The 21,598-nt window shown below is 49.3% G+C and carries 17 protein-coding genes and 1 riboswitch; of the genes, 2 read left to right on the plus strand and 15 right to left on the minus strand.

Annotated elements, in window-relative coordinates; genetic code table 11:
* Window positions 1-23: 23 nt before the first annotated feature.
* Window positions 24-1,136 carry a WG repeat-containing protein gene (locus AC3WT9_RS29250; RefSeq protein ID WP_341379869.1) on the minus strand — a complete coding sequence of 371 codons (1,113 nt, stop codon included), beginning with the start codon at window positions 1,134-1,136 and terminating at the stop codon, window positions 24-26.
* Between the two features lie 178 nt (window positions 1,137-1,314).
* On the opposite strand from AC3WT9_RS29250, the gene AC3WT9_RS29255 reads away from it, so the two are divergent.
* Together AC3WT9_RS29255 and AC3WT9_RS29260 are read left to right on the plus strand one after the other, a co-directional pair.
* The gene (locus AC3WT9_RS29255; protein WP_341096505.1) at window positions 1,315-1,467 is read left to right on the plus strand and encodes a hypothetical protein; all 153 of its coding nucleotides are present in this window, start codon (window positions 1,315-1,317) and stop codon (window positions 1,465-1,467) included.
* A gap of 239 nt (window positions 1,468-1,706) precedes the next feature.
* On the plus strand, window positions 1,707-2,768 hold the full coding sequence (locus tag AC3WT9_RS29260) for an LLM class flavin-dependent oxidoreductase (protein ID WP_341096506.1): 1,062 nt from the start codon (window positions 1,707-1,709) through the stop codon (window positions 2,766-2,768).
* 124 nt (window positions 2,769-2,892) lie between these two features.
* Here the strand turns inward: AC3WT9_RS29260 and AC3WT9_RS29265 are convergent, their stop codons facing one another.
* The 14 genes from AC3WT9_RS29265 to AC3WT9_RS29330 form a co-directional block, all read right to left on the minus strand.
* Window positions 2,893-3,315 carry a macro domain-containing protein gene (locus AC3WT9_RS29265; protein WP_341096508.1) on the minus strand — a complete coding sequence of 141 codons (423 nt, stop codon included), beginning with the start codon at window positions 3,313-3,315 and terminating at the stop codon, window positions 2,893-2,895.
* A gap of 36 nt (window positions 3,316-3,351) precedes the next feature.
* On the minus strand, window positions 3,352-3,759 hold the full coding sequence (locus AC3WT9_RS29270; protein WP_341379871.1) for a DUF7674 family protein: 408 nt from the start codon (window positions 3,757-3,759) through the stop codon (window positions 3,352-3,354).
* A 43-nt stretch (window positions 3,760-3,802) separates the two neighbouring features.
* Window positions 3,803-4,666 carry a copper amine oxidase N-terminal domain-containing protein gene (locus AC3WT9_RS29275; protein ID WP_341379872.1) on the minus strand — a complete coding sequence of 288 codons (864 nt, stop codon included), beginning with the start codon at window positions 4,664-4,666 and terminating at the stop codon, window positions 3,803-3,805.
* 146 nt (window positions 4,667-4,812) lie between these two features.
* Entirely contained in the window at window positions 4,813-5,331 is a 519-nt protein-coding gene (locus tag AC3WT9_RS29280; RefSeq protein ID WP_341379873.1) for a GNAT family N-acetyltransferase, read from the minus strand.
* 630 nt (window positions 5,332-5,961) lie between these two features.
* Window positions 5,962-7,329: a hypothetical protein gene (locus AC3WT9_RS29285; RefSeq protein ID WP_492408462.1), complete on the minus strand. Its 1,368-nt coding sequence runs from the start codon at window positions 7,327-7,329 to the stop codon at window positions 5,962-5,964.
* 162 nt (window positions 7,330-7,491) lie between these two features.
* Window positions 7,492-10,548, minus strand: coding sequence for a beta-galactosidase, LacZ type (gene lacZ, locus AC3WT9_RS29290; protein ID WP_492408464.1), 3,057 nt, complete (start codon window positions 10,546-10,548; stop codon window positions 7,492-7,494).
* Window positions 10,549-10,617: 69 nt separating this feature from the next.
* Window positions 10,618-11,442 (minus strand): carbohydrate ABC transporter permease, encoded by an 825-nt coding sequence (locus AC3WT9_RS29295; protein WP_076113989.1) that lies wholly within the window; start codon window positions 11,440-11,442, stop codon window positions 10,618-10,620.
* Complete coding sequence (locus tag AC3WT9_RS29300) at window positions 11,442-12,308, minus strand: carbohydrate ABC transporter permease (RefSeq protein ID WP_076114021.1); 867 nt, start codon at window positions 12,306-12,308, stop codon at window positions 11,442-11,444. Before AC3WT9_RS29300 ends, AC3WT9_RS29295 begins: the two co-directional genes overlap by 1 nt.
* A 132-nt stretch (window positions 12,309-12,440) precedes the next feature.
* A complete protein-coding gene (locus AC3WT9_RS29305; protein WP_341096517.1) occupies window positions 12,441-13,742 on the minus strand; it encodes an ABC transporter substrate-binding protein in 1,302 nt (433 codons plus the stop codon).
* A 286-nt stretch (window positions 13,743-14,028) separates the two neighbouring features.
* Window positions 14,029-15,795 carry a sensor histidine kinase gene (locus tag AC3WT9_RS29310; RefSeq protein WP_341096518.1) on the minus strand — a complete coding sequence of 589 codons (1,767 nt, stop codon included), beginning with the start codon at window positions 15,793-15,795 and terminating at the stop codon, window positions 14,029-14,031.
* A gap of 21 nt (window positions 15,796-15,816) precedes the next feature.
* A complete protein-coding gene (locus AC3WT9_RS29315) occupies window positions 15,817-17,358 on the minus strand; it encodes a response regulator (RefSeq protein WP_341379877.1) in 1,542 nt (513 codons plus the stop codon).
* 199 nt (window positions 17,359-17,557) lie between these two features.
* Entirely contained in the window at window positions 17,558-19,336 is a 1,779-nt protein-coding gene (gene thiC / locus AC3WT9_RS29320; RefSeq protein ID WP_341379878.1) for a phosphomethylpyrimidine synthase ThiC, read from the minus strand.
* 104 nt (window positions 19,337-19,440) lie between these two features.
* Window positions 19,441-19,547, minus strand: a riboswitch (TPP riboswitch).
* 104 nt (window positions 19,548-19,651) lie between these two features.
* Entirely contained in the window at window positions 19,652-20,710 is a 1,059-nt protein-coding gene (locus tag AC3WT9_RS29325) for an NAD(P)-dependent alcohol dehydrogenase (RefSeq protein ID WP_341379879.1), read from the minus strand.
* A 54-nt stretch (window positions 20,711-20,764) separates the two neighbouring features.
* Window positions 20,765-21,583: an SDR family oxidoreductase gene (locus AC3WT9_RS29330; protein WP_341096524.1), complete on the minus strand. Its 819-nt coding sequence runs from the start codon at window positions 21,581-21,583 to the stop codon at window positions 20,765-20,767.
* Between the last annotated feature and the right edge of the window lie 15 nt (window positions 21,584-21,598).

Here is a 21,598-nt window from a genome sequence, read left to right on the forward strand (position 1 = left end):
CCTTATTATGCAGATTGATGATTTTATTGGGCCAATCCGCGTTTGGTCAGAATATATCCTGTTCCTTGAGCAGTCATCCCCACGGCATAGCCGCCACTGAACGATGAGGATTCTCCCGTATAGATAAGCTTGGTCAGCAGTTCGCCTTTGGTGTTGATGTAACCATATTTGTCTTTGGAATTGTCGGCCGGGTTGCTGATGCCAACTAAAGCTATACCTTCTTTGAACGAAAAGGCTCTATTGTATTTCTGGTAGCCGATGACCAGCTTGCCTTGTTTATTAATGAAGCCAACTTTACCTGCAGAATTGTATACGCTGGCCAGGCCTTCACTGAAATCACCGGTATTCTCATATTGAAAAGGAAGGCTGAGCTTGCCCTGCTTGTTAATAAATCCCCATTTGCCCTTCGCATTCTTCACGGACGCCAGTCCTTCTGAGAAGTCGCTCCCCTCTTTGTACTTAAACGGAAGCACTGTTTTTCCCGCCGTATTGATATATCCGTACAGCCCCGTACCGTTCTTCACAAGAGCCAAACCTTGGGAGTATCCTCTCGCTTCGGTGTATTGATAGGGAATAACCAGCTTGCCGGAAGTATTAATAAATCCGATCTTCCCGCCCTTTGGCGCGTAAGCTAATGCCAGTCCGTCCGAAAAATAAAATTCCGAGCTATATTTCTCCGTTAGTGTAGTAACCACCTTACCTGCCCGGTCAATAAGGGCTTCGCCCGCACCCTCAGCCAGCACCACATGGGCTACACCACCCGACAGATTTCCGGCCGATGCATATTGGCAGGGAATGGCTACAATTCCCTTCGTGTTGATATAGCCATACCGTCCGGTTGCTGAATCCTTCACAACAGCCCGCTGCTCAGCAAAGTCTGTTACAGGCACTATACCCTCCGGGAGGACAAAAGCCTGTTTGCCGGTCCGGTCATAATAAACAAGATCTCCATCGGCCTGCACTGCAAGCAGCAGCCCATGATGAAACTCTGCGTCACTGTTTGGCTTGGCGGTATCAAAGTCAAACGACGTTTGGGAGACATCAATCTGTGCCGGAGAAGGAGCTGCCGATCCGGTTCCCGCAATTGCGGTGGTAAGACTCAAAGTCAATAATGCCATTCCGATTCTTTTGAACATGTCTGAAAGCCTCCACTTTTCCTTATTTTACCTAGTATGTAGACGTGTTGAGTATAGAAAAAGTTTCGTTGACTGTTGTGCGGCTTCTGTTGCGTTTAATGTTTGTTGGCCAAAAGTTGCTGTATGAATTATTTATCTTGTGAAGTACTAACAGCGTGTAGGATCTCATATTCTGATAATGGGGAGCGAAGCAGCATCTTGGAGAGGAGATGCCGGTCCGAAGAGCCATTCTTTCACAGGAATGGAGGTCGGACTCATGAGTACAGATCAGCTCATTGCACTGCTCGTTCTTGTCATTATGATCGTAAAGCTCGCCGTTAAGAAGGGGTAATTCTAAAGAAATGCACTCCTGAATCCGCTTGCTGCCCGGGGTATTACTGGGCAGCAGGCTTTTTTTCTGATAAAATGCCTGCCGGACACCGGACAAGCTTCTCGAACAGCGGTTAGCTCAAGCTCGCATTCGCTTAATCTGCACTTCCACAAAAATCCGCATCTTTTCCTTTCTACTTACTAAAGTTGAGAAACATTAAAAAGTATAGTAATATAAAGAGACAAAGGAGGCGGAGTGAAATGGCCCAAATGGAAAATAGTATGGAGATAGGAATCAGCACTTTTTTGGAAACTACGCCCGACCCGGTGACCGGCAAGGTGATGAGCCATGCGGAAAGACTGCGCGAAGCAGTCGAAGAAATTGTTCTCGCCGATCAGGTCGGCCTTGATGTATATGGAATAGGCGAGCATCACCGTGCAGACTACGCGGGCAGCTCTCCCGCAGTTGTACTCGCAGCTGCTGCGGCTATGACGAAGCAGATCAGATTGACCAGTGCTGTCACCGTTCTGTCTTCAGATGATCCGGTTCGCGTATATCAAGCCTTTTCTACCCTGGATGGCATTTCGAACGGAAGAGCGGAGATTATGGCAGGCCGGGGGTCGTTTATTGAATCCTTCCCCTTGTTCGGCTACAGCCTGGAGGATTATGACGAATTATTTGAAGAGAATCTGGAGCTGCTGCTGGCAATTCGGGCATCAGAGAAGGTAACCTGGCGCGGCGGCCATCGTCCGGCCATCGATAACCTTGCAGTATACCCCCGCTCCGTTCAGGATCCGCTGCCGGTCTGGATCGCCACCGGGGGAAATCCGGAGTCGGCGATCCGCGCAGGGACGCTGGGGCTTCCGGTCGCTTTCGCCATCATTGGCGGAATGCCGGAGCGGTTTGCTCCGCTAGTGAAGCTTTACAAAGATGCCGCCGCACGCGCCGGACATGATCCTAGCAAGCTGCAGATTGCCACGCATTCACACGGCTTTGTCGGGGAAACCACCGAGCAGGCCGCAGCCTTGTTCTATCCTTCCACCCAGGCCCAAATGAACGTCATTGGCCGTGAACGGGGCTGGAGCCAGCCATACAACCGCGCAGCGTATGATGATGCCCGCAGCCTGCGTGGAGCTCTATATGTCGGTGACTCCGAATATGTCGCCGAGAAGATTATTTTGCTGCATAAGAACCTGGGCGTTACACGTTTCTTCCTTCACGTCAATGTCGGCACCATGCCGCACCGTGAGGTCATGCGCGCCATCGAGCTGCTCGGCACCAAGGTTGCGCCAATCGTGCGCAAGGAGCTTGCCCGCGGCTAAGTCAATCCTAATAAGTTCCCATACAAAAGGGACGTCCGGCAAGCCAGGAAATACGTGGCCGCCCAGACATCCCTTTTTTTTGGGGTATAAGAACCCATCCTTATCAGCAGCCTACGGAATCAAACTACAATCTGCAAACAGTGATTCGTACAGGGGTATCACTAAATTCTTTCATTATAATCTCTTTTACTTTTTTCCATTGCAATTTATCCAGGCCGCAGCCAATTTCAGGCATAGCTATTTGATTGACGGCTTCCTGCAGACATATTTCCTTCATTGCTCTTAAGGACAACGTTAACGTATCATAAGTTGGCTTCTGCCAGTACTTTGACTTCGTTATCAAGTTAAACACTCGCTCCACTTTGTAACATTCACCTACGAGTAATTCATTCCTGTTGGCCTTCTCTTGAAGGGAGGACAGCTTGAATCTTTTCCGAAACTGCACAGCAATTCCAGCCCCCATCTTAGCATCCGCTGAAATACAATGGGCCAGACAGTAATCTTCCGGCATTGAAAACAAGTCTTTCTTTATCTCCTGAAATTCCATCGTCATTCACTCCGTGCAAGGATATAGTCAAATCTATCAATTTTCAAAATCCGTGTTATTTACTTTATTGTACTCTTCCAATAACTCCTTGTACTTCCCTTCCTGCTGGCTTAACATCCACTCGAACAATGTTCGGACCGCTTCAAAAATATACGGTTTAATCTTATATGGAATAGCTTGCAGAGTCATCTCATCCTGAACTAAATGCTCATAGAAGCCGACACAAATTGCATTATTCAGATACGGACTTCTCCGGTATTGGTTAAAACACCACTCCGCATAATTATAAATCTTATCTTGTTCTTTCCAATCCTTATTCCTATGTGCTTCAACAAGTCTATCTCCTAAGAACACTAGTAAAGAATAAATCGAGTCCTCTTTTTCATTAAACTGAAACCTAAGATCATAAAATAACTCAAGCCCTATTCTTCTCCAGGCACTCATGTATCACCTCTATTATTTGTACTCAGGTTCTGCTACCTTATCTTTAGGATTGTTCCCCGGGAATTTCCGAGATAAAATTCTTAGCTCCAGCCGGAAAAGATTTGGAAGCACTAAAAATCACATTACCCGCTTCGTCAAACGTACCGTATTTCACTTCCTCCATTTTCCACAGATCCATGAAATAATTAACCTTCCCGCTGTAATCAGGACGGGTTCCCCACTCTTCCCCATTGGGTTTCATCATATTAATCTTAAATCCGTTTCCGATCTGAAGTACCTCTTTCCCTTGCCATACCCCCCAGGCCGCTCCATTGATGACTTTATAGTAGGTGGAGATACCTCTGTATTCATAGATAAAGCTATTGCTTTTCCCATATTGAAAATAATAAGTTCCGCCCGCTCCGCCTTCTTGATCCGGGATTAGGTCATCCTGCAGCGTAATACGCGGCAAATCAAGCGCTGCATTTCTGGACTTGACCAGGTCAGCACTGACCGAATCCTTCAACAACTCTGGACTCGTCTTATAAATAACTACAGTTTTTGTTGGAGCATCCCATACCACATTTGCCTTAATTCCTTCCCCAATCCACCGAAAAGGAACATACACCGCTCCATCTCTGATTACAGGAGGCGTCTTAAGCGTTACCCGTTCCCCGCCTACAATTGCTTCCTTGCTGCCCACTGTTAATTTCAGAGTATCCTTTGTTACAGAGTCAGTTACCGTGATAGTTTTGGTCTTGCTGTTCCAATCTACATTTACATTTGGAATAATGGATACCGTACGAATCGGCACTAATGTTACATTGTTCACTACGATGGGCTTCTGATCCCCCGTCTGCACCCCATTTATGTTTAAGTGAAGTTCATTTTGAAGCGCAGCCGCCCGGGCAGAGTGCATTGTAAACATAGTACACCCTATAAGAGTACAAATGAGGAGCATCATTTTTTTCTTCATTTTATCTTCCTCCGCGATTAGTTTTCATTATTTGTAGACGCTGCTAAAAGGGAATTGTTTCTATAAATGCAAACAGTCCCGTTGCAGAAATCAATCTCTCACGGATTAAGCACAGACCCAATACCTTTCCATTCATAAACTAATAGGTTCAATTCAGAACCTGCAATCTTCACCTTTTCAGTTTGAATCCATTCAGCGCCAAAGGCTTCATAGAAGTAACGAGATTTGTTGCCCTCCAAAACCTCAACAAATACCCTGTTTATACTCAGCTTTTCAAATTGTAAAAATAGTATTCTTAACAGCTGCCTGCCTATCCCTAATCCCTGATATTGTTCAAGGATATAAATCGAGGTTAAGTCCGCTGAGTTTTCTACTGTATTCGTTTCTCTTTTTCCGCCATCGGCAAATCCAATAACTTCTCCAAGGTTATTTTCTGCTACAAAGACATAATTATCATCTTTAAATAAATTCTTAATCCATAATGCAGTCCTCTGTTCATAAGACAACTTCTCCAAAAATTCGTCAGGTATTATATTTCTATAAGTGGTTCTCCAACAATCCACATGTACTTTTGCTATCCCTTTAGCATCTGAAATCTTGGATTCTCTAATAATCATTGCTAACCCCCTCTGGATATTACCAATCCATCCAATTTTAGTTAACGCATATTTTACCATGTTCAGTTAGGGCGTGTCTTCAAACCACTTCACTCGCCAAAACCTGCTGATGTATGCATTCTAAGGAATCACGGGTACAGTACCATTTTCTGATCACACGCGATGAAAGGTGTTTCGCCACTAGGTAGTTTTTTCGGTGGAGGCTTACGTCTCGGGGTTTCAGAGACTTCGCTCTTCTTCCGAAGACGTGTGTGTGTCTGGAAAGTGTATTCCTGGCAGTACAAACGGACCGAGCTGCACTTATTTGGGGCTTTTAGCCTGTTACAGTAGGGAAACGGACTCCAGTGCAGTTATTTCTCCCCGATGGCCATTTTTAGATAGAATGCAGCGCAGATAAGGTCCGCTGGGTCCGCAAAAGAGAATAAACAGGGGTTTTACTCTTCATAGCGTCTCCTGAGTCCGAGTAAACGAACCCGCTGCGGGCTTGAGGGACCCTACCTTCAATACTAAATCCCTGCTTCCCCAGAGCTCTTCCAGTTTAAAGACACTCTCTAGTGCCCCCACTTAGTCAGCTTCATTTAAGAACTACAAAAAACCAGCCCTCAATGGGCTGGTTCGCTGCAAGGTTGGCTAATGGAACGACAGCCGCCCGCCAATTTGGCGGATATGGTTTACGTCGGCCCACAGAATAAAATAATTGTAGAACATTCCCCCGATTTGGACTGGGCGGGGGTATCTTACGATGAGGGCAGCCTGTTTGTTCATCTCCACGGGTTGATCCGCTGACGGAAAAATGAAGCAGGCCTCCTGCTTTTGTATCGTCGTCATGACAATCTGAGGAGAAGATCCGTAAGGCCTCAACGGATGAAAGGCTTCGGAGCTGCATACCTCGGCAATCCGGTTGTCTGCTGAAATTGCGGATACCTGAAAAAAACCGCCGGGCCCTTCGTACCTCACTTCGCTGACCGGGCGCCAGTCCGAGGGATACGGAAAGGATACCCGGTACACGGAGTTTGTGTAGATGCTTTTCGGCACCCTGACTCGAGGAGACCATTGCAGGGCGGTAATTTGACCACCGCTGAGGACATTCACCGGCATCGGCGCTCTGATATCGGCAATCCAGAGTTGAGTTGCTCTTCCTGCATCAGTGCATCCCGATAAATATGCGATTCTGCTGCCTTCCGGCGACCAGCTGACGGGAGTCGCGAAACAATCCGAAGCCGCTAAAGTCTGCTGCTGACCGGTACGGCTGTCCATTTGGATGAGAGAATAATAATTCGGTGCCTTATAATCGGTTGCGCTATAAGCGATGGTTCGGGAGTCCGGGGACCATGCTGGAAAATAGTTTTTGGCGAGCGGTCCCCCTTCCAGTGTGTAGATGGTGCCGGTGGCCAGATCCACCGTGGAAATGATTGAGATGCTGCTGCCGGGAAACGTATAAAGCGCGAAGGCTCCATCCGGGGAAAGCCGAGCATCATGCAGCGGCCCTTCCGTATTCTGCGTGATTTGTCTCCTGTCTGTACCATCTGTCCGGATGCGGTAGAGCTGAGTGTTACCGGTTGAATCCGGAGCAGCAAACAAAAGCTCCGTGCCCGAAGGGAACCATTGGACATCATTGGCACCCGGCTCCGGGAGGCTATTGCTGTTATGTGAGAATGTATCATAGATGACGATTCGCCCGTTTTTGACATACGCCAGAAATTTGCTGTCGGGGGACCAATCCAGCAGCGTGTAGGGTTCGATTTGGTCGATCCGGGCAGCCCTAAACGTGACGGTATCTATTAGATAGACCGCGTTGCCAATGCCAATAAAAGCGACTCTCCTGCTGTCAGGAGACCAATAAGGAACGGAAAACTCTGCACCCAGTCCCTTAGTAAGTTGAAAAGTAAAACCGTCCTGCGGTCGGTACAGCCAAATGTCGAACGTTCCGGCACGGTCCGATGTGTAGGCGATCCATTCTTGAACAAAATCATGAGGAACAGCTTGCACGGCCAACACCCTCTCCTGAATCATCTTATCTTTCAAATGTATTCAGTGGAGGGCGATTAGGCTACAGTCCCGGACCGACGGTTATTTATAGATCAGACCAAAACACAACCGGCCTTGGTCCCATGAACTTCAGGACCAAGGCCGGTTTACAGCTTTAATAAGTCTAACAAGCTATTTCTCTTCCGTTCCCACGCTTGAAATGAAAAACTCATATTCAAGACTTTGCTCTGCAGGGATGGTGTATTCCTTATATACTGGCGCGCCCCAGCTATCGTCTCCGCCTACGCCCATTTGTCTTCCTGCTACTGTCACTACGGTGTAATGAACCGCAGGAAGCTCGAACGCATGACTGGCATGCTCCAGCTCGAACGCGGTATACGGCGACAAATTACATTCCACAGGCGCAGTTGCAGGGGCCGAGATTTGCAGGCCCACTCCCGATTTATCGGTAATCTTCACGCGGCGTACACCGGTGCGGTTACCGGATTCCTGCGGAACAAGGTAGCGGGACGGCAGCTCCTGCACGCTCCGGCTGAACACGCCAAGTCTGGCACCGTACGCACGGTCGATATAATTCTCCTCTGGTCCCATCGCATACCATTCCGTCTGGCCGTAGTCGGCCGGCATTTTGAAGGACAATGCCAGGATCGGCAGATCCGGTAGCCCGGCAGCGCCGTTGTAGCGGGTACGCACCCGCACCTTTCCATCGCCGTAGACCGTATAGGCGGTTTGAACCGACAGCCCGGGATGGATGCTGAACCGGTAATCAAAGCTCACCGTAACTGCACCTTCCTCCTGTGAAAGGCTCACCTCTACACATTTACGCGACAGGCTTGCAGCATACCAGCATCCGGCATTGTAGCCGAGATTCGTTCCTTTGTCGTTGTCGGTCGCCGCCCGCCAGAACAGCGGGGCCGGAGGAGCCGCAATCATTTCGCGGCCGTGGATGTTCAAGGACACCAGAGAACCAGTCTGTTTAGAGAACAGCACGGTGAAGTCCTCGCCGAGGACGCCGATCTGCACATCCCCTTCCACAACCTTCAGTTGGCCGGCTGGCTGCTCCGCTTCAGCTTCCTCTTGCACTACGAAGATGGACTCTCCAAAGGCAATTTCATATCCGGCCTCAGCCCAGAGCTCCGCATCCTTCAGCAGCAATGAGGCCTGAATGCTGTATTCGCCCGGTTTCCCGTCTGCTTGCGGCAGCTCAACCGGCACCAGCACCTCGCTTTGCGGCGCGGCATTGACATCAGTTGTCCAAGTGCCGAGCAGCTCGCCTTCACGATACAGCCGGTATTCCAATGCCAAATGTCCGGTTCCTGCGAACAAGCTTTCATTAATGAGCCGAATGCCTGTTTTACCAGGCTCCAGCTTGTAGTTCTGGTACAGGAATTTAACCTCCTGCATCTTCGGCGTCCACTGCCGGTCGGCGTAGACAATGCCATTGCCGCAGAAGCTGTAGTCCGTCGGACGGTCCCCGAAATCGCCGCCGTAAGCAAAATACTCATGGCCGTAACGATCCTTAGTAATAATCGACTGATCGATGTAATCCCAAATGAAGCCGCCCTGGTACATCGGGTACTTATTCTCCAGCTCCGTGTACTTATGCATGCCGCCCACCGAATTGCCCATCGCATGCATGTATTCGCAGCTGAGATAAGGCTTGTCCGGATTGCTGTTCAAATATTCTTCGATATCCGCCGGCTTGGCATACATCCGGCTTTCCATATCGCTTGTCGCATCGTAGTCGCGGTTATGGAACACACCCTCATAATGGACAAGACGGCTATTATCGCGGCTGCGGAACCAATTCGCCACATCCAGAATGACCTGACCCGCATACGACTCGTTGCCGCAGGACCAGATTAGTATGGATGGATGGTTCTTATCCCGTTCCAGCATAGACTCTGCCCGGTCCAGCACGATATCGCGCCAATTCGGATCGTTGCCGGGAATGTTCCACGAAGGCTCAACAGCCCCCATCTTTTGCCACGACCCATGGGTTTCCAGATTCATTTCGTCGATGACGTAAATGCCGTATTCATCGCACAGCTCATACCATAGCGTTTGGTTGGGATAATGCGACGTACGTACGGCGTTAATATTGCTGCGCTTCAGCGTACGGATGTCCCATAGCATGTCCTCACGGGTAATCGTCCGGCCGGTGCGGCAGTTGAATTCATGCCGGTTGACGCCTTTGAATACAATCCGCTTGCCGTTGATGCACATCAGCTTGTTCTTCAGCTCGAACCGGCGGAACCCCGTCTTTTGGACAATCGCTTCAATGAGCTTCCCCTGTGCATCGAGCAGCGAGATGCAGATTGAATACAGATACGGATTCTCTGCACTCCATGTCAGAACATCCGCAATCTCTCCAGACAAGGTCAGTTCACGTCCGCTGAATCCGCCCTCCGCACTCAGCCGGACCTGTCCTGCTTTATCCTTGAGCTCAATTCTTGCGCTAACGTTCTCCTGCGGAGTTTCCAGCAGCTGCATTTGAATATTCAGGCTTCCTTGCGTATAAGTATCGTCAAGCTCCGCCCGCACCGCGAGATCCCGGATATGCTGCTTCGGAGCAGTATACAAATAGACGTCGCGGAAAATACCCGAGAACCGCCAGAAATCCTGATCCTCCAGCCAGCCTCCGGTACTGCGCTGGTATACCTCGACGGCCAGCTTGTTTTTGCCTGTACGCACATACGGGGTCAGATCAAATTCCGACGGCGTAAAGCTATCCTCGGCATAGCCGACAAATTCCCCGTTAAGCCAGACATAAAAAGCCGATTCCACCCCTTGGAAGGAGATATAGAGCGGTCCGTCCTCAAGGTTCGCCGGTAGACGGAATTCCTTCACGTAACTGCCGACCGGGTTATGCTCCTGCGGGATATGCGGCGGGCGGACATCACTTAGTCCATCCCACGGATACATCGTATTGACATATTGCGGCCGGCCGAAGCCCTGCAGCTGGATATGTCCGGGAACCTGAATGCTGTCCCATGCGGAGCAATTATAGGCTTCCGCAAAAAACGACTCTACACGGCTGGCCGGATTCGGCGCATAGCTGAATTTCCAGCTGCCGTTCAGGCTATAGCGCATATCCATCGGCGCACCCGCCTCTGCCTTAGCCATGTCTGCATAATAACGATGGTCCGAATGGGCCTCCAGCCGGTTCACCTTGAACACACCCGGGTCTTCCAGCCAGCTCAAACTTGGGGTAACTGCCAATTTCATTTCCTCCTTTAGAACGTGAACATAAGAATGTTAGCTGCTTCATTCTTATGTTCAGCTTATTAGTCATTGTTATTTCACGGAACCCACCATGCCGGCAACGAACTGCTTCTGCATCAGGAAGAAGACAAGTGCTGTCGGAAGCGTAGAAATGACAACCGCGGCCATAATCACGCCGAAATCAGGCGAATAGCTGGAGCCCAGATTGGAGATCAGCAGCGGTATTGTCCGTTTCTCCGGGGTCTGCAGCACAATCAACGGCCAGAGGTAATTATTCCAGCTGGACATGAACGTAATAATGGCGGCAGCCGAATAGGTTGTCTTCATGGTCGGAACATAAATTCGGAAGAACAATCCCAGCTCCGACAATCCGTCCATCCGGCCGGCTTCCAGAAGTTCCCGCGGGAACATCTTGGAGCTCTGACGGAAAAAGAAGATCAGAAACGCCGTTGTGAAGGTCGGAAGAATGACCGCAGCCATCGTGTTGACTCCTATGAGCGGAGCTGTAGCAGACAGCTTTGAGAACATTTGATAGAGCGGTACCATCAACGCGGCGAAAGGAATCATCATGGATAATAATAACAAATTGAAGACAATATCCTTTGCTTTGCTGCGATAAATTTCGAATCCGTATCCGGCCAGTGATGAGATCAGCAAGGCCAGAATCGTTGTCGTCACAGAGATTTTGAGCGTGTTCCACAGAGCAGGAACAAGATTGATTGAATCCGTCAGGTTCTTGATATTCTCGATCAAATGACTTCCGGGAAGCATTCTTCCCTGAGTTACATCTACCGAAAGGTTTGTCGCGCTAATAATCATCCACAAAAACGGGAAGATCGAAACGATCGCAACAATGGACAGAAACACATAAATAGGTGCGCGGCGTAAGGTTCTCATTACTTATCATCACCTGCCAATTTGATTTGAAGGAAGGACAGTACAATAATCATAACGACGATGGAATAAGACACAGTAGCTGCGTATCCAAAGTCAGGAGTGTACTTGAACGAAAGGTTATAAATATATTGGGAAATGGAGAGCGTCGCGTTGCCGGGACCTCCCTTAGTAATATTCATGATTTCATCGAACAATTGCAGCGTCCCGATAGTTGAGGTGATCGACGTAAAGAGAATAATCGGCTTAAGCAACGGTGCGGTGATCGAGAAAAATTGTCTGACCCCCGAGGCGCCGTCAATCCGCGCGGCTTCATAAATGGAGTTGTCGATGTTCTGCAGCGACGAGAGGAAGAAGATCATGTTGTATCCCGTCCACCGCCATGTAATTGCGATAATAATTGTGACCTTTGCCCAGAAGGGATCGGAGATCCACTGAATCGGTTCGGATAACAAATGCATGTTCATTAAAGCCAGATTCACCAGTCCGTCATTACCAAACAGATATTTGAATACGACGGAGTAGGCCACAAGCGAGGTTACACAAGGCAGGAAAATAGCGGTACGGAAAAACCCTTTGAAGCGCAGCTTGCTGTCATTAAGGAGCACCGAAATAATCATCGCAAAAGTGATCATGAGCGGCACTTGCACAATCAGGAACAGAAAGGTATTCTTTACGGCGGTAAAGAAGGTTTTGTCGCTGAGCAGCCGCTTATAGTTGCTTAATCCGTCAAAATGAAGATTGGCTCCTGCGCCCGTTTTGAAGGAGAGCAGCAAAGCCTGAATCATCGGATAAAAGTAGAACAAACAAATCATGAGGACAGCCACAGCAATAAATAACCAGCCGGTAAGCTTAGCGCGGTTGCGCATGGTATGGTTCACAGCTCTCAATCCTTTCTCTATACAGGCGTGAATCGGAAAACGGATAAGCCGCCGTCCCCCCGCCAAGGCTTAAATCGGCCGGTACGGGAGGACAGCGGAGTAATCAGGTCCTACAAGGGGTTATTGGATTTGAGACTCCGCTTGGGACTGAGCATCGCCGAGCGCTTTATCTATATCCGTACCGTTCAGATAATTCTGCATTTCAACCTTGAGGATGTCCTCGATAGCATAGGTGTGCATGCCGTAGTTAACATTCGGAATTTCCGCAGTCCATTTTGCGAAGTCGGAAATGACCTTTTGTCCGCCAAAGTAGTTGTCTGCAGCAGTGTAAGCTTCCCCTTCAGCGGCCGGTTTATAGGTACCGATAACGCCAACGTCGGTCACAAGCTTTTGATACAGGTCAGTGTTGGAGCCAAGTGTTGCGCCCAGGAATTCAATTGCGGCTTCTTTGCCGTCGTTGTTAAGTACATACCAGGAGCTGCCGCCCAGGTTGGAGGCATGCACTGAGCCTGCCGCATTTTTCAATTTAGGGAACGGTACAACCGCCCATTTGCCGGACTGGTCAGCTGCCGATTTCACCGATGGTGTAATCCAGTTGCCTGTTGGAACGGATGCAACGGCACCGCTGTTAAAGCCGGCGAGGAACGAGCTCCAGTCGGAGTTAACCTTAACGATATCCGCAGACATTAGCTCTTTATAGCTTTCGAATGCTTCCTTCAGTACAGCATTGTCCTTCAGGTCAGGTGTTGTACCATCGCTCTTCAGATACCAGGAGCCGGCGGATTGAATCATCATCCGGATCAGCCCCAGATCGTTCGGGTCCTGGGTCAGCATATCTTTGCCGGTTTTGGCTTTGACTGCTTTGCCGATCTCAATGTACTTCTGCCAGTCGATATCCTGCAGATCGTCAACTGTGTAGCCCGCTTCCTGCAAATAGTCTGTGCGGACATACAGGCCTACAACCCCGGAGTCGAAAGGAACGCCATATTGCTTGCCGTTAAAGCTGGTTGGTCCGATCTTATAATCGGCGAAATCAGCGGGTTTAATGGCATCACCAAGCTCCTGGAAGGAGTCTGGATACGTTTGCAAAAAGCTTTGAGCACGGTAGTCTTCGATTAGAACGATATTCGGCAGCCCCGATGCGCTTCCCGAGTTGAGACCGGTGTTCAGCTTCTGGATAATATCATCCTGGGCATATTCGATAACGTTGATTTTAGCATCCGCATGGTCTTTCACATAGGCATCCTTCGCCAGATTCATCGCAGCGATATTAAAGTTTTTGTCCCATGCCCAGACCGTGATTTCCTTGGAGGTGCCTGTAGCTCCCCCGTTGTTGGTTTTTGCCTGGTTATTGGCGTTACTGGAGCAGGCTGTCAGCAGCATAAAGCCGGCGAGCAGAAGAGCAGTAGCTTTTTTCTTCATGATGTATATCCCCCTAACGTATATTTGAAAGTGCTTTCTTTATCAAGAATATCATCCGGGTCCTTCATTTCGTTAGAAATTAATTTAGTTAAAATAGTGATAATATTGTCTTTGTATCCGCTTCCATGGAGAGTGAGTTAGCATTTTTTTTCTCCTTTCGCACTTTTTTTAGGTAAATTCCCGTCCAACAAACATCGCACATACAAAAAACCGGCGCCGTATATAGGGCTCCGGTTCATGGCGTGGCTTGGATAGTATGCTGCAAAAACACCGGTTCAATCCGTAGTTAGCAGGGGATTTTGATAGAAACCTTCGTCCCCTGCCCCGGTGTGCTAGAGATGGATACGCCGTAAGGCTCACCGTACAGCAATGTCAGGCGGTCATGAACGTTGCGGATGCCGATGCCGCTGAACAGTTGCCTGCTGACGGACGAGGCAGGAATCGAATCCTTGTTGTCCAAATCCATCCCATCTCCCGTATCAACCACCTCGCAGTGCAGCGTATCCCTGTCCTTCATAATGGTGACATAGATATAGCCGGAGGTTTTGATATTGAACGCGTGAAAGAAGGCATTTTCTATAAAAGGCTGAAGAACCAGCTTGGGTACTTTAGCAGACATGCAGTCCGGTGAAACGAAATAATCCACCTTAATGCGGTTGCCGTTGCGGACCTGATTAATATATACATAATGCTTCAGGTTAATAAGCTCTTCTTCCACTGTAATCGTCTCGTTCACATTGCTGATGGTGTTCTGGAGCAGGGAAATCAGCGCATGAATGGTCTCCGTCGCCTGTTCCTTGCTTCCTCTCTGCACCAGAATATTGACTGACGCCAGCGTGTTGTATAGAAAATGGGGATTGATCTGCTGTTGAAGCGCGGCCAATTCCGCCTTCCGCTGCTCCTTTTGGGTCTCCACGAGCTGACCGACATAGTCGTTCAGCTCTTTGAGCATATAGTTGTATGCGGTGCTTAGCTGTCTTGTCTCATAGGTACCGGTAACTGACATGTAGTTATGGAAACTTTTTTTGGTGACATTAGACATTTTTTTGACCAATGTGCGCAAAGACTGCGTCAGCCTCTTCGTCAGAAAATAGATGACAAGTACGGCTACGGCGGCGATTGCTGCAACGATCAGAAAAATCGCCTTTTTGTCCAGCAGCGTACCGATTGTCTGTTTCTTATCAATCAGATTCACAATATACAGGTTGTACGAAGGCAAATAGTCCGCCAGCACGATGACCTCCCGCCCCCCGATGGTGAGCTCCTGGCTGGATAGGCCCACCTCGGCGATCTGCTGCGCACTCTTCAGCAGGTCGGGAGACATGCTGCCGATTTGCTCCGTCCGGTTACTGGACACGATCAGGCCCGATGTATCCAGAAACATTACATCGTTTCCCTGGCTCGTAAAGCTGGCGTAGTTCTTGCGAAAGTCACTTTCACGGGTGAACATATACAAAGTGCCGTACGGCTTGGATAGACCCGGGGCGGTCAACGCCTTGGCGGCGACCAGATAACGGCTTTGTGAATTGAACGGGCTGGCGTCCATAAAGCTGTAGAAGAGCTGCCCATTGCGTTCCTGAGCGGCCTTTGTAATGGGATTGTTCTTCAACTCTTCTGAGGAGCCCGACCAATAAGTAACATCGCTGGTGTAGCTTCTTCCGTTCACACCCAGAATGGAGAGGCCGATATTGGTCCCTCCGATGCCGGATTGAATGCGGTCCATCTGATCCCGCATACTGTAATACCGCTTGAAGTTCGCCAGTGAATTGATATCCTTCTCCGTCATGAAGCTTCTGATCACGCCGCTCTGCCCGACTTCAATAGCGCTGTTGACGGTTGCATAATGGGAGTTCTCCAAGGCACTTTTGATCTGGTCGATAATCTTGGAATTGGTGATGCTGAAGGTTTGCACGAATAGCTTTTGGGACATTTGTACGGTCACTCCGGTAATCAGGACGGTAACCAGAATGATGCTGATGACCATGACGGCGAATATTTTACTGAACAGGCTTTGATCCTTGAGCTTTGTGAGCCATTTCTCCGTTAGTCCCATTTCGGACTCCTTCCCGCTGCATTAGCCTTTCCGGTATTGACTGGGCGAGATTCCCATCAGCTTGCGGAATACTCTGGTGAAATAGCTGTGGTCTGAGTAGCCCACAAGACTGCTGATTTCGGAAATGGATAGACCGGCATTTTCTTTCAGCAGCAGGCACGCCTTTTCGATCCGCACCCGGTTTAAATATTCGTTGAAGCCCTCTTTGTTATGTAGCGCAAAATAATTAGACAGATAGGACGGGTTGAAATGAAATTGCCTTGCTACTTCGGTCAGCGTAAGCTGACGTGAATAATGCTCGTCGATATACAGTAAAATTTTTTGAATGGCTGGTACTCCGCCGCGGTTCTTGGTTACGCATTCCGTCGCAGCTTGCAAAAACTGCTCAAGCCGTATCTCCGTTTCACCGATATGCCGTGCCTCATGAATGGAGCGGAAGAATTCGTATTTGCTTTGGTCCAGGGCGCGGGCCTCGTAATGGAAATGCAGCAGCATTCCGATGATCTGAAACATACTGTGGCATAAAAACGATTTGAACTCGGACATCCCTGTATCTCTCCGGCCGGACATGGACGCGACATATGCGCTCAAGCGGCCGAAAGCCAAATCGAACTCCTGCCTGTTCAGCTCTGCGCTGAAAGCATCCTGATCGAAAGCGGGACCCTGCCGTCCCTCCTCGCCGTTATCTACCAGTAAACAATGATCCGGGAGAAAGAAGCGGCGGTCCAGCAGCTTCATCAGATCATCCTTATAGATCGTATGCAGTTCACTCAGCTCAGTGAAAACCCGGCTGACCGCGAGATTCAGGAACATATTTGCACGGATGCCCGCCGTGAATACCTGATCTGCAAGACGGATGAGCGCCTCATACCCAGCCTCCTCCAGATTAAACAGCAGACGGACATGCCCCTCCAGCGGAGACAGCCGGCGGAAGGTCACCCTGCTGACGCTGCTGTGCAGCAGAGAATGAATACTGTTCTCCAGCCATTCCTCTTTGCGGCTATTCGCAGCGGGTTCGTCGCCAATATCAGCAATTAGCAGCACGAAGCCCGGTAAGGGGAACATCCCCCGCAGCGCTTCCTCGTCGTACTCCACTGGAAAGCCTGAAACCAGTTTGTCCAGAATATAGTCTGCGGATTGCAGCTTGTCGCTTCTCCAGTCCACATGCTGAAGCAGCGGAATCCGCTGCGCGGTTTTTTTCAGCACGGCAAGCAGGGAAGCGGCCTCCAGTCTGGGCTTCAGGATATAGTCGGCAACCCCGCTTTGGAAGGTTGAACGCACATATTCGAACTCACTGAAGCTGCTAAGCACGATCACCTCAATTTCCGGATACATCCCCTTGACGAGCCGGATCAGCTCTTCCCCGTCCATCACAGGCATAACGATATCGGTCAGGATGATATGCGGACGCTGTAATTCAATTAATTCAAAAGCCTCTCTTCCGTTGGAGGCCTCGCCTGCAATCTGAAACCCTTCCCCTTCCCAATCCAGCAGATGGATTATCCCCTGCCGTACCAGCATTTCATCGTCCACCACCAATATTTTGCAGAACGTTGTGTCCATGGCTTCTCCTTTTTGCGAACAAAAATACACTGAAAAAACAAAATGAAACCCGCTTGATTAAGGGGTTCCATCTCACCGAAACAAACTTATCCACCAGAAATGAAACAGCTTTCATAATCTGATTTACATTATAGGTATACGCCCGGAGACTGTCAATTGAGAGGGGGAGGGCGATTAGCGGCAGTCCCGGACCGACGGTTTATTTATAGATCAGACCTCCGCCTTCCTTAAACTCTTCTGCTTTATCCCGCATCCCTGCGGTAATCATCGCTTGCTCCGGTTCTTCTTGTCCCTCCTGCACCCTCGCCGTATCGCGGATACCATGAGAAATGCGCATACTGCAGAACTTGGGTCCACACATGGAGCAGAAATGAGCCGTTTTGGCCCCTTCCGCCGGAAGGGTCTCATCATGATATTCCAGCGCCCGTTCCGGGTCGAGCGACAAATGGAACTGGTCCCGCCAACGGAACTCGAAGCGCGCTTTGGAGAGTGCGTTATCCCGATCCTGCGCGCCCTTGTGTCCTTTGGCCAAGTCGGCTGCATGGGCGGCAATTTTATAGGTGATGACGCCTTCCCGCACATCATTTTTATTAGGCAATCCTAGATGCTCCTTCGGGGTAACATAACACAACATCGCCGTGCCGAACCAGCCGATCATCGCCGCTCCAATAGCCGAGGTGATATGGTCATAGCCGGGTGCAATATCCGTAGTCAGTGGTCCCAGTGTGTAAAAAGGAGCGCCATGGCAAAGCTCAAGCTGTTTATCCATATTCTCTTTGATCAGATGCATCGGTACATGGCCCGGGCCTTCCACCATCACCTGAACATCATGCTTCCAGGCAAGCGAGGTTAATTCACCCAACGTCTCCAGCTCGGCAAACTGGGCTTCATCATTAGCATCGGCAATGGAGCCTGGACGCAGCCCGTCACCCAAAGAGAACGCCACATCATAAGCCTTCATGATTTCACAAATATCCTCGAAATGTGTATAAAGAAAGTTCTCCTGATGATGGGCCAGGCACCAGGCCGCCATAATCGAACCCCCTCTGGAGACGATGCCCGTCATTCTTTTGGCCGTTAATGGGATGTAACGCAGCAGTACCCCGGCGTGAATGGTGAAATAATCCACTCCCTGCTCCGCCTGCTCGATCAGGGTGTCCCGGTATACCTCCCAAGTTAAATCCTCGGCCTTGCCGTTTACCTTTTCCAAAGCCTGATAGATTGGCACTGTCCCGATAGGCACCGGAGAATTGCGGATAATCCATTCACGGGTGGTGTGAATATTTTTACCCGTCGACAAATCCATGATGTTATCCGCTCCCCAGCGGGTAGCCCATCTCATCTTCTCTACTTCTTCATCAATGGAAGAGGACACCGCCGAATTCCCGATATTAGCATTGATCTTTACCAGAAAATTCCGCCCGATAATCATCGGCTCACTCTCCGGATGGTTAATATTCGCTGGAATGATCGCACGGCCGCAGGCTACTTCCTCTCTAACAAACTCAGGAGTTACATTTTCCCGGACTGCGATAAATTCCATCTCCGACGTAATCAGGCCTCTGCGGGCATAATGCAGCTGGCTGACATTGCGGCCCTCTCTGGCTCTCAAGGGACGACGTTGCAAGCCCGGAAACACCTCTGCCGCCGGCTTCTCTGTGAGATTCCCGTTATCCTCCGGCTTAACCGCTCTTCCCTCATAAGATTCGGCATCTCCCCGCTCCGTGATCCACTGAAGCCTGTGAGGCGTTAACCCCTTGCGGATATCGCTATAGGCTTCATCGTTAGTATAAGGCCCGCTTGTATCATAGACACGGACAGGAGCATTCTCCGCTTCTCCGGCCGTACCCGTGGTTCGGCTTAATGTAATCTCGCGCATCGGAACTTGAATATCAGGCCGTGAGCCCTCCACATACACCTTGTGACTTCCCGGAAAAGCACACAGATCAACCTCATGTTTCTTCTCTTGATTCAGCATCTTATTTCCTCCTTAAGGTTTGAGTAAATAAGAAAACGCGCAAAAAAGCCGCTCCACATGGAGCGGCTCAAAAATCCATATAAGGCTAACGCCAACAATGAAATAAAAGTCCGGCTCCACTTTCCTACGCTGGTATAATCCAGATCAGGTTCAAGGGTCCAGGAATGCATTTTTCCCGTCTCAGCCTATTCAGGCTCCCCTAGTGGTTTCTTATTTAGTTATGTTAAAGTTACAGAGAAATCCAGCAATTGTCAACCGGTGTTCTTATAAAGGAATTGGCAAATCATAAATATCGATTGCATCAGATGAGCACTGTTAGCTTAGCTGACTTTTTATGCACACGATAATTTTCCCTTTCGCACGGCCTTCTCCAAGATCACGAAGGGCATGGGCCGCGCCGCTTAACGGATATTGCCGATCAATAACTGGCACTACGTAGCCTGCTTCGACAAGCTCCTTCCAAACCATTTGATCCTCGTGGTTCGGCTTATGGATTAGAAGTGCTATTTTCTTTTTTTCAAACCAGGCAGACAGCGGTGCAACCAACAGAGCCAGGAGGATATAAGAAAAGGAACCGCCGACCATGACATACGTACCGCCTGACGTTAGTGCGCGCTTCATCGCGACAACCGGACGGTTTCCAACGACATCGAGGATTAAATCGTATCGTTGTCCGCTTGTGGTGAAGTCATCTTTGGTATAATCCAATACATGATCCGCCCCGAGGGTACGCAGCATATCCAGCTTCTCGGCGCTGTCAACGCAGGTCACTTCCGCTCCGGCCCATTTGGCATATTGAACCGCAAACGTACCCACTCCGCCACCGCCCCCATTGATCAGAACCCGATGGCCCTTTCGCAGCTTTCCTTTGTCACGCATGCCCTGCAAGGCTAGAACGGCTGCCTGAGGAATAGCCGCTGCCTGCCCGAAGCTCAGGCCTGCCGGCTTTGGTGACAAGGCTTTCTCGCTGGCACATACATACTCCGCAAATCCGCCCCAGCCGCAACCGGAAAGGTCCCCGAAAACCTCGTCCCCCGGCCGGAATCTTTTGGCATTGGCACCCACGGCGATGACCCGTCCTGCGATATCTGCGCCAAGAATACGGTAACGGGGTTTACGGAGCCCGCCAAGGCGGTTCATGAACGGTTTGCCGCGGAGGAGATCCCAATCCCAGGAATTAACAGAGGCAGCGTGGACCTCGATCAACACTTCATGGTCTTGCGGTGCAGGGATATCCACTTCTTCAATACGTAAGACTTCTGGCGATCCGTAGGTATCATAGACCATCGCCGTCATCGTGCGTGCTACTCGTTCGCTGGGTAAGCCTGTATCCATCATCTCTTCTCTCATGGTCATTCTCCATTCGATAGGCATTTTATTCTCCAAGGAAAATGTAATTCCCTTTATTAGAATAACCGTCTTCCTCTTTTATGAAAAATGCTGAGCTATATTACTTAGATACTCTTCCTCAACCGTATTTTTCTTCATACTTATGAGCATTTTCGCATCTTCTCCCACTACATAACGGAATTTGCTTGTACCGTCTGTGGCCGCTTGATAAATAGTGTCAGCTACAAGTGCTGGTGCCGAGGCATAGTCTGGAGCTTTTTCCATTTCCCCTAATTTACCCAGAAAGGCAGTAGTGAATGATTTATAATCCGTTAAGTCATCATTAAAAAAGAACTCCATCGATCTTCCGCCAAAGTCCGTGCTAATGGCTCCTGGTTCAATCAGCTTTACTTTGATGTTTTGTGATGCTAATTCAAAAGATACGGATTCAGAAAAACCTTCTACCGCGAATTTAGTGGAGTGATACAGAGACATCGTAGGAAAGGTCACGATCCCTCCCATTGAAGAGATATTGATTAGCAACCCTTCCTGATTAGATCTAAAATGTGGCAACATGGCTTTAGTCATACTAATAAGACCAAAAACATTCACTTCAAATTGTCTTCGGATCTGCTCATCCGTAGCTACTTCTATAAGCCCCATTGTCCCGTATCCGGCATTGTTCAGGAGAACGTCAATTTTACCAAACCGCTGGACAGCTTCAGCTAATGCAGATTGGATGGTATCTGTTTTCTCAACATCTAACCGCAACACCAACACATTGTCCAATGTGATGAATTCAGTTTCTTTTTCAGGTGCACGCATCGTGGCTACTACGTTCCATCCTCTTTCAGCAAAATGTTTTACTGTAGCTCTCCCAATGCCGGATGAAGCACCCGTGACAAAAATTGTTTTCAATAAAATCCCTCCTAA

The organism is Paenibacillus sp. EB106-06-01-XG199 (assembly GCF_058791575.1).